This window comes from Longimicrobiaceae bacterium (assembly GCA_035696245.1).
Taxonomy (GTDB): domain Bacteria; phylum Gemmatimonadota; class Gemmatimonadetes; order Longimicrobiales; family Longimicrobiaceae; genus DASRQW01.
This window is the reverse complement of record DASRQW010000045.1, coordinates 1-8935: the sequence shown is the minus strand read 5'-3', so window position 1 is coordinate 8935 and position 8935 is coordinate 1. Positions and strand designations below refer to the sequence as shown.

The window sequence follows — 8935 nt, the reverse complement described above, 5'->3', positions numbered from 1 at the left end:
CTTCCTCTCCGCGTCCGGCTCTCCGCGAGACGAGTCCGGCGGCGGTCAGCCGTCCAACTCCAGCCACCGCCTCGCCTCGTCCATGTCGCGGAACACGCGGGTCTCCTCCACCCCGTCGCCGCGCAGAAGCTCGAACATGCGCCCGAAGCCGAACGCCGCGTCCCGCGGCGCCACGATGGCCCGGCGCGACGCGGCGCTGAAGACGTTCCCGTTCGCCAGGGCGCGCACCCCGGCGGGGGTCACCGACACCGCCTCCACACCGCGCGCGTCCACCAGGTGGTGCATGCCGGGCTGGAACCCGGCCTCGCCGGGCAGGCGCTGCTGCTGCGCCAGGAGGTCGTCGTCGGTGACGTGGCCGGACATGGTGGTCACGACCGCGCCGCAGTCCGGGTCGATCCGGGAAATGGCGGGCATGCGTCTCAGCCGCGGGCGGTGGATGCGCGACGGCGGAAGGCCGGGCGCGGCATCATCCCTCGGAGCTCTCCTTGCGGCGCACGTCGTCGCCGTTCTGCTGCACCACGTGCGTGAGCTCGTGCGCCAGCAGCTCGCGCCCGGCGCCGCTGCCCGGGTCGTACGCGCCGCCGCTGAAGAACACGTCCTGCCCGGTGGTGAAGGCGCGCGCCTGAACCGCCTGGTTCAGCGAGTCCGCCGCCGCGCCGGTGTGCACGCGCACTCCGGAGAAGTCCGCGCCGAACGCCGACTCCATGCTCGCGCGGATGGACGCATCCATGGGGCGTCCGCCGCCGCGCGCCGAGTCGATGGCGCTCTCCACCTCGGGCTCCACGGGTGCGCCGCCGGCCTCGTCGCCCTCGCGCTGGAGCAGGGGCGCGGTCATCAGCGCATCTTCCTCCTCCCGCTCGTCCACCCCCGGCGACCCGATGCCGGCGGCCACCTGGCGCGACACGCGCTCGGCCTCCTGCTCGTACACGTCGCCCACCGTGTTCACCGTGAGCTTCGTCTGCACCACCGGGCGCGCTGCGATCATGCGCTGCACGGCGCGGTTGCCCACGCTGCGCTGGAGCGCCAGCACGTCCGCAGGCCGCAACGCCGCGGGCGAGGCCGCGCGCATGAGCGGGACGGCGGGCGCGTGCACGCTCTCCGCCAGCGCGGGCGTGAGGCGCGGCGGGGCGGGTGCGCGTTCGAGCAGGTCTTCCGCGTGGGTGCTCATGCTCTCCCTGGCGTGGGGGTGCGTGCGAGCGCGTGGGGCTTCCAATCTATTCCCAACCGATGCAGCCCTGCAACGATCCCGTTCCGCACATCGGCCGGAGGGGTCTGCGGAGCGGGCTGGGGATGGGCGATGTGCAACCGCCGAGATGCCCCGCCGTCCGCCCTACATCTCCCGCACCCGCGCCGCCTGGCGGATGACGAGCGGGCGGAATCCGCCGATCGCGTCAGGTGCGTTCGAGGGCGACGATGGCGGACATGGTGCGGAGCTCCTCCCGCACTTTCGCGGGATACAGGCGGCCCAGGCCGCGCCACAGCCAGGCCAGCGGCATCTCGCGGCGCAGGCGGCGGGCCTCGTCCATGGTGGAGCGCAGCTCGGCCAAGCGCCAGCCGAACGGTTGGAAGAAGCGCGGCCCCTCCTCCGGGGCGAACTGCATGCGCACGCCGCCCTTGGCCAGGTGCCCGCCCATCTGCTTGTGCAGCATGCCCAGCAGCCGCGGCCCGGCGAGGTCGGTGAGCCAGCGCAGGAAGCACGGCTGGTCGTGCAGGTCTGCCGCGAGCGCCGCCACGTCCGCCGCGGGCAGGTACACCAGCAGCCCCTCGCTGATCACCAGCGCCCGCTCCGCCTTCACGTTGATGCGCGTGAAGAGGCTGCGGCGCGCGTCCACGTCGGCCAGGTCCACCTCCTCGCTCTCGTAGCGGCAGGCGGCGCGCTCGCCCGCAAGCTGCTCGCGCTTGTAGCGGGAGATGCCGGGCAGGTCCACGTCCACCCAGCGCAGCGTGGACGGCAGAGCCATGCGGAAGGGGCGCGCGTCCAGCCCGGCGGCCAGGTTCACCACCGTGTCGAAGCCGTCGCGGTGCACGGCGCGCAGGATCATCTCGTCCAGCAACTGCGTGCGCACCACCATCGCCCAGGCCATGCGCGTGCCGCCGGGGACCGCCGCGACCAGCTCCTCGGCGTCCGGCCCGGCGAGCTTCCGTGCGTACGGATCGTGGAACAGCGCGTCCGGCCGCTCGCTCTCCCAGGCGCGATACAGCGCCACCCACCGCGCCGTGTCCGATATGTTGCCGATGCTCATGGTCGCTCAGGCAAGCGGTGGATGATGATGTCGCCGGGATCATGCGCGGCCGTCGACGCTCCGCGAAGGCTCTGCGGCGTGAGGTATCCTCAAGATCAGATGCCGCAGAAGGCGCGGTTCGAATCCGTGAGTCGGTCACGCGGCCCGAGCGCCGCCGGGCGTATGAAACGCCCGGCTACGAACTGCGGCCGTCCTTCGGACGAGGCTCCGCGCGCGCCGAATCTCCCTCGCCCGCCCCGCCTCTCCCGCCGCCGACACACTCGGCCGATGCGCCAGCGCCGCATCTCCCCCTCCCGCAGCGCGCAGCGCGAGTCGCCACCGTCCGAGCAGCGCGGAGCCACCCTCGACCCATACCGATCCCCAGCCGCGCCAATGGCGTGCCTTCCCCCACTTGTGGGGGAGGGCAGGCGAGTTTTACGAGCCGGGTGAGGGCCGCTACCCCACCCGCCCGAAGAACGCCTTCAGATACGCCGTCTCCGGGATCGCCGGATGCACGGGATGGTCCGGCCCCTGGTGGCCTTCCTCCGTGATCTGCAGCTCCCGCCGGAGGTGACGCGCGGCCCGCAGCATCGCGTCCTGGAGCGCCTCGCGGTGCATGTGGAACGAGCACGAGGCGGAGACCAGGATCCCGCCCGGCGCCAGCACCTCCATCCCCAGCTGCGCCACGCGCCGGTACGCCTCCTCCCCCGCCTTCAGGTCCTTCTTGCGCTTGATGAAGGCCGGCGGGTCCAGCACCACCACGTCGAACCGCCGCCCCTCGCCCGCCAGGCCGCGAAGCACGTCGAACGCGTCGCCCTTCAGCGCCGTGACCTTGCCGTCCACGCCGTTCAGCGCCGCGTTCCCGCGCAGCGCCTCCAGCGCGGAGGCGGATGCGTCCACGCACACGACCTGCTCGGCGCCCGCGGCGGCGGCCTGCACGCCCCAGCCGCCCACGTAGCTGAACACGTCCAGCACGCGCTTGCCCGGCGCGTACGCCTGAAGGCGCGCGCGGTTCATCCGGTGGTCGTAGAACCAGCCCGTCTTCTGCCCGCCGATGGGCGCGTGGAAGCGAACGCCGTTCTCCTCCAGCTCCAGCACCTCGGGCACCTCGCCCGCGGCGGTTTCCACATAATTCTCCAGCCCTTCCAGCGCGCGGCCGGAGGTGTCGTTGCGCAGCAAGATGCCGCGCGGGCGCAGCACCGCGTCCAGCGCCTCCACCACCTCCGCGCGAAGCCGCTCCATGCCCGCGGTGGTGAGCTGCACCACCAGCACGTCGCCGAAGCGGTCCACCACCAGCCCCGGCAGCCCATCGCTCTCGCCGAACACGAGACGGTAGAAGGGGCGCGGGAACAGCATCTCCCGCAGCGCCAGCGCTCGCTCGATGCGGGTGCGGAGCAGGTCGGCGTCCAGCGCGGCGCCCTCCCGGCTCACCAGGCGCGCGGCGATGAGCGAGCGCGGGTTCACGTAGCCGGTGCCCAGCGGCCCCCCGCGCGAGTCCTCCACGGCCACCGCGTCGCCCGGCTGGAAGGCCGTGAGGGGGGTGCGCGCCACGTCCACCTCGTTGCTGAACACCCACAGGTGCCCGGCACGCAGCCTGCGTTCTTCGTTCTTCCTCAGGCGGAGCGGTGGAAGCGTCATCTGGGGCGGCTCACGGCATCGGGTGCAGGTCGCGCGGAGCCGCGGTAGCGGGTCCGGAACGCGCGTAGTATACATCCATTCGCCCCGCGGGGCACCCGGCGTGCGCGAGGCTCGCCGCCGGCGGGATGGACGACAGCGACGAAAGATGCAGATGAACGACCCGGCCGGCCCGTTCCAAGCGCTCCAGCGCGCCTTTCCCGGCGCAGTGGTGCTGCTGGACGCCGCGGATCGGGTCGCCGCGTGGAGCCCCGCCGCCGAGCAGTGGTTCGGCACGCCCGCATCTTCCGCCCTTGGCCGCCCCGCCGCCGAAGCGGGCCTTCCCGGCTGCGACGTCCTGGCGCCCGCGATCGCCCGCGTCCGCGCCGGAGGCGAGCCGGAGCGGACGCCCGCCATCCGCGTGCCGGGAGATGCGGCGCGCTTCGTGGAGTTCATCATCTCGCGCTTCGACGCATCTCCCGAAGCCGCGTCATCTCCCGGCGGTGTCTCGGTAGATGCTGGCCCCTCGGCCAGCGTCGAACGCTCCCCATCTCCCGAAAGCTCGTCGCAGACCTCGCGAGCGGGGGGATCGGGAGAGGTGCTGCTGTTCGCGCGCGACGTCACGGACGAGGTGCGCGAACGGCGTGCGGCAGATGCGCGCCTCGCCGGTCTGGAGCGCCGCGCGGCCGAGAGCGAGGCGCTGCGCGGGATCGCCGTGGCGGTCGCATCCAGCCTGAACCCGGACGAGATCTTCGGCGCGCTCTGCGAGCGGGTGCGCGGGCTCTTCCAGGCGGACATGACCGCCGTGGACCTGCCGCTCATGGACAGCCGCCGCCACTGGTGCGGCGAGGGCGCGGACCCCGACGCGCTGTTCGCGGCGCTCGCTCCCCACCTCCGCACCGTCTGCGACACCGGCGCCACCCTCGTCGCCAATCCCGCCCCCAGCGACGACCCGCTGCCGGATCGCGAGATGACGCCAGCCACGTCCTCGGGAGATGCAGGCTCGTCAGCCGATTCCGTCGGTGGGCGCTCGACGGGAGATGCGGGCGGGTCGGTGGACGCCGGCGTGTCGGTAGATGCTGGTGCCGATACGTTCGCAGCTCACGCAGGGGACGGAAGCGCGGGAGATGGAGGCGCGGACGTCCGCACGATCGAGCCGGTGGACGGGCTGGATTCGGCGGTGATCGTGCCGCTGCGGGCGGACGGCGAGGTGCCGGGGGCGCTGCTGGTGGGGTGGCGCCACGGGTCGCCCGTCGCGCCCGACACCGTGCGCCTGGCCCGCACCCTCGCGGCCGAGGTGGCGCTCGCCTTCCGCAACGCGCGCATGTACGACTCCATGAAGGAGGCCGCGGTGCGCCGCGACCGGTTCTTCTCGGCCATGAGCCACGACCTGCGCACGCCCATCACCGCCATCGTGGGCTACAGCGAGCTGCTGCAGGACGGCATCGTGGGCGAGCTGGAGGCGCGCCAGCTGGAGATGGTGGAGCGCATCTCCCAGGTGGCCGGCCACCTCTCGCAGCTCGTGAACGACATCCTGGACCTCGCCAAGCTGGACGCGGGCCGCATGGAGTTCCACCTGGAAGAGGTGCCGCTGGGCGACCTGGTGGAAGAGGCGGTGGTCACCGTGCGCCCGCAGGCCCAGGGCAAGTCGCTCGCCCTGCGCCTGGAGATCGACGGCCACCGCGGCATCCGCATGCGCGTGGACCCGCCGCGCGTCCGGCAGATCCTGGTGAACCTGCTCTCCAACGCGGTCAAGTTCACCGAGGCGGGCGAGGTCTCCGTCTCGGTGGGCATCGGCGGCGAGCAGGGGTGGATCGAGGTGCGCGACACCGGCCCCGGCCTGCCCGCGGACAGCGAAGAGGTGGTGTTCGAGGAGTTCCTGCAGATCGCCAGCGGCAACAAGGCCAAGCGCGAGCCCGGAAGCGGCCTGGGCCTCGCCATCTCGCGGCGCCTGGCACGGGCCATGGGCGGCGACCTCACCGCCCGCAGCGGCGACGGCTCCGGCGCGGTGTTCACGCTCTACCTACCCTTCAGCGAGGCGTAGCCCTCCGCAGCCCGCCGTCACACCGCGTGCCCGCCGCTCGTTCTGCTCGTGCACGGTTTGCGGGCCGCGGCGGCGCGCCGTTATCTTCGCGCCGTTCTGCCCCCGCAGGCCCCACCCGCCGCATCCCATCCACGCCCGCAGCACGCGCCACAGGAGACGCCGCCATGAAGCTCGCCCGCAAGCTATCCGCAGCCTCGCTCGTCCTCTGCCTGGCCTCCATCGCCGCATGCAACGGCGGGCTGGCCGACGAGCTGGACTTCCAGGGCACCATGGCGTTCGGCTTCACCGGCACGTCCACCGGCACCTTCTCCGCCGCGGGCACGTACCACGCGAGCGACCCGTCGCGCTTCGGGAAGGAGTTCGCGGCGGCGGCGCGCGAGCCCAACGCCACGCATCCGTACGTGAGCGTGGTCGCCATCAAGCCCACCGGGGGCAACCTGGCCGACGGCACCGCGCTGCTGCTGCCGAACGTGACCGCGCCGGGCAGCTTCCAGTTCACGGCATCGTGCTCGCCCAGCACCGCGGTGGGCACGTGCGCGGTGGGCATCTACGACCGGGCGGGCACGTTCATCCCCGGCACGCCCACGCCCAACGAAGAGATCTACACCTTCACCTCGGGCACGCTCGAGATCACCTCCGTAGACGGGGCGCGCATCGTGGGCACCTTCACCGGCACGGCGACGGTGCTGGGCAGCAATCCCGCCAAGACGCTTACCGTGACCGGCGGTCACTTCGACGTACCGCTCGTCTCCGCCAGCAGCAATCCGGGCGGCACGCCGCTGCCGCTGTAGCCGTTCCGGCCGGGCCGAACCGGCCGGGCAGAAGACCCGGCGTCCTTCGCGGCGCCGGACCCTCGCACGGCCCGGGCAACCGCCGGGCCGTGCATCTTTTCGACGCCGCTGGAGATATACGCATGTTTGCACGCAGCACCCTTCGCACCGCTTCCGCCGCCGTCTTCCTCGCCCTCGCGGGCTGCTCGTCGCCCACGTCCGGCAGCGACGCGCGCAGCGGCACGCTCTCGTTCGACTACGCGGGCGTGGCTGCGGGGCACTACTCGGCCAGCGGCGCGCTGCGGGTCAACGAGCCGAGCGCGCTGACCTACGAGAACGTCGCCGGCGGCGGTGGCGGCGTGAGCGCGGCGCACCCCACCAGCCGCACGCGAAGCGACGCCATCGCGCTCAAGTTTGCCATGGGCACCGTCACCGGCACGGTGGCGATCAGCGAGACGTGCAACCCGAACGAGGCGTACTGCGGCCGCGGCGAGTTCGATATCGCCGTGCCGCTGGACGGGCAGTCCGCGCCGGACCACAAGGTTTTCCTCTTCACCGCCGGCTCCGTCACCGTCACCGAGCGCAGCATCAGCCGCGTGAAGGGCACCTTCTCGGGCACTGCGTACCTCTACCCGGACCGCGCGCAAACCATCACCGTAACCAACGGCCGGTTCGACGCCCCGTTCCCGCCTGCTTCGTATTAGCCTCGCAGGCCGACGCGTGCACATCCGACCGCGCGCCGGCCAGCCCGTCCGGAGAGCCGTGTAGCAGAGTTCGGGAGATGCGAAGCGAGCGCCGACGCTTGCCTGCATCGCATCTCCCGATGGACGTTCGACTTGCCTCTCCTGACGGTGGAAAGCTGCGCATCCCCCACCCGCGGATCGTGTCGCTTCCAGGCGGCGGCTCGGTTTCGGGAGATGCGGATCCGACCCTTGACAACGTTTGGGGGCCCGGTTAGACTCGTCGGCTCAAGGGAGTCGCGTCCCGATGTTCACCGGATCACGGCCGCAGCAGATGCGAGCCAAACCCCGGCCGCAGGAGCCCCGAAAGGGTTCCCGCGCGAAGACATCGGCGGCGCGATTTTTCGTTTCCGGCACTTTCGCCCGGATTCGCGGAGACCGTCTCCGCCACGTCAGGAAACACGAACCAGGCCCCGAACGCTCCATGGCTCCGCAACACGGCATTCACCTCGGCGCAACGCACACGGGCGGCATCTCGGCCGTGGCGCGGACCAGCGCGGCTTCGCGCCGCGCGGACGCCGTCGTATGCCCGGCGGGCAGCGCGGACGCGGGTTTCGGCTTCGGGATGGAGCCGCGGAGCAGCGAATCGAATGGCTACGGGAAATCGGACGCGCGTCTCGGTAAAGACGCGTGGAGCAACGAGGGGAAGGGCACGGCGGGATTCCGCGGAGGGTGCGCGCCATGACGGCGTGAACGCCCCACCGGATTCGAGGGAGCGAGACCACATCGCCCCACCCGCGGAAGTGCCGCCGGGTGGGGCGATTTCCTTTCACGGCGAAAGCCACGCGCGGAGGTGATCCACGATGGACGGAAGTGCACCCGCATGACCGCTGGCCGGCGGCGGCGTGAACCAGCCCCAAGCACGAGCGAACGCGACTCCCCGTGCCCAAGGCCACGCCCCGCCGCGCCACCGGCGCCTGCGCATCTTCGGATGCGCGGAGATGGACGGCGATCCCGGCTCTGAAGCCGCGAATCGTCCGAGAAGCAGCTGATGGAGACCGTAGCTCAATCGGTAGAGCGCCTACCCTCCCCGCACAACTCGTCCGCGCAGCGGGCCGGCAGGGCGAGGGTTAACGAATGAACCTCGGGTGGTTGCGGGTTCGAGTCCCGCCGGTCTCCCTGAGAAGGACGAAGAAGCACGCGGGGCGGGGGTTCCGGGCCGTAGGGAGCCCCCGCCGCGGCGGAGCGGAAGACGCGGACAGCCGCGCATCTCCCGATCCGTGATCGAAGAGCACCAGCAGTGACGAAGCCGCGGCACGGTTGCGGAGACATCCGCAATTTTTTGCCCGCCACGCGGGCCGCTGGGAGAGGATTATCTGGGTAAGGTCCCTGTCCGGGCCCGCGGGTTCGAACCCCGCCCTCTTCCGCCGTGACGCGGCTTCACATCTACCGTCCCCGCGCGTGCTTCGGCACCGCTGGGGCGAGCAGCAGAACGGCCGTGGTGCGGAGGCCGGGAGAACCCTCGCCGATCTACGCCCGCCCCAAAGCGGGCCGCTGGAGGAGGGTTACCGGTTCCAGCGGAGTTCGAATCCCGCCCCCGTCCCC

At 72.0% G+C, this 8935-nt stretch carries 7 protein-coding genes and 1 tRNA gene; 4 read left to right on the top strand and 4 right to left on the bottom strand.

What is annotated here, in order from left to right; all coding sequences use genetic code 11:
- Positions 1–45: 45 nt before the first annotated feature.
- The 4 genes from VFE05_01975 to VFE05_01960 all read right to left on the bottom strand — a co-directional run bounded on the left by VFE05_01975 (position 46) and on the right by VFE05_01960 (position 3860).
- The gene (locus VFE05_01975) at positions 46–414 is read right to left on the bottom strand and encodes a hypothetical protein (protein HET6228813.1); all 369 of its coding nucleotides are present in this window, start codon (positions 412–414) and stop codon (positions 46–48) included.
- A gap of 52 nt (positions 415–466) precedes the next feature.
- Positions 467–1168: a DUF4157 domain-containing protein gene (locus VFE05_01970; GenBank protein HET6228812.1), complete on the bottom strand. Its 702-nt coding sequence runs from the start codon at positions 1166–1168 to the stop codon at positions 467–469.
- 223 nt (positions 1169–1391) lie between these two features.
- A complete protein-coding gene (locus VFE05_01965) occupies positions 1392–2243 on the bottom strand; it encodes a class I SAM-dependent methyltransferase (GenBank protein ID HET6228811.1) in 852 nt (283 codons plus the stop codon).
- A 435-nt stretch (positions 2244–2678) separates the two neighbouring features.
- Positions 2679–3860 carry a class I SAM-dependent rRNA methyltransferase gene (locus VFE05_01960; protein ID HET6228810.1) on the bottom strand — a complete coding sequence of 394 codons (1182 nt, stop codon included), beginning with the start codon at positions 3858–3860 and terminating at the stop codon, positions 2679–2681.
- A gap of 151 nt (positions 3861–4011) precedes the next feature.
- On the opposite strand from VFE05_01960, the gene VFE05_01955 reads away from it, so the two are divergent.
- From VFE05_01955 to VFE05_01940, 4 genes are all read left to right on the top strand, one after another.
- A complete protein-coding gene (locus VFE05_01955; protein HET6228809.1) occupies positions 4012–5880 on the top strand; it encodes an ATP-binding protein in 1869 nt (622 codons plus the stop codon).
- A gap of 164 nt (positions 5881–6044) precedes the next feature.
- Positions 6045–6671 carry a hypothetical protein gene (locus tag VFE05_01950; GenBank protein HET6228808.1) on the top strand — a complete coding sequence of 209 codons (627 nt, stop codon included), beginning with the start codon at positions 6045–6047 and terminating at the stop codon, positions 6669–6671.
- A gap of 122 nt (positions 6672–6793) precedes the next feature.
- Positions 6794–7354 (top strand): hypothetical protein, encoded by a 561-nt coding sequence (locus VFE05_01945; protein ID HET6228807.1) that lies wholly within the window; start codon positions 6794–6796, stop codon positions 7352–7354.
- Positions 7355–8384: 1030 nt separating this feature from the next.
- Positions 8385–8509: transfer RNA gene (locus VFE05_01940), tRNA-OTHER, on the top strand.
- Positions 8510–8935: the final 426 nt, after the last annotated feature.

Coding starts and splice junctions, on each gene's coding strand:
- VFE05_01945 (HET6228807.1), top strand. CDS start 6,794: ATGTTTGCACGCAGCACCCTTCGCACCGCTTCCGCCGCCGTCTTCCTC.
- VFE05_01970 (HET6228812.1), bottom strand. CDS start 1,168: ATGAGCACCCACGCGGAAGACCTGCTCGAACGCGCACCCGCCCCGCCG.
- VFE05_01950 (HET6228808.1), top strand. CDS start 6,045: ATGAAGCTCGCCCGCAAGCTATCCGCAGCCTCGCTCGTCCTCTGCCTG.
- VFE05_01975 (HET6228813.1), bottom strand. CDS start 414: ATGCCCGCCATTTCCCGGATCGACCCGGACTGCGGCGCGGTCGTGACC.
- VFE05_01960 (HET6228810.1), bottom strand. CDS start 3,860: ATGACGCTTCCACCGCTCCGCCTGAGGAAGAACGAAGAACGCAGGCTG.
- VFE05_01965 (HET6228811.1), bottom strand. CDS start 2,243: ATGAGCATCGGCAACATATCGGACACGGCGCGGTGGGTGGCGCTGTAT.
- VFE05_01955 (HET6228809.1), top strand. CDS start 4,012: ATGAACGACCCGGCCGGCCCGTTCCAAGCGCTCCAGCGCGCCTTTCCC.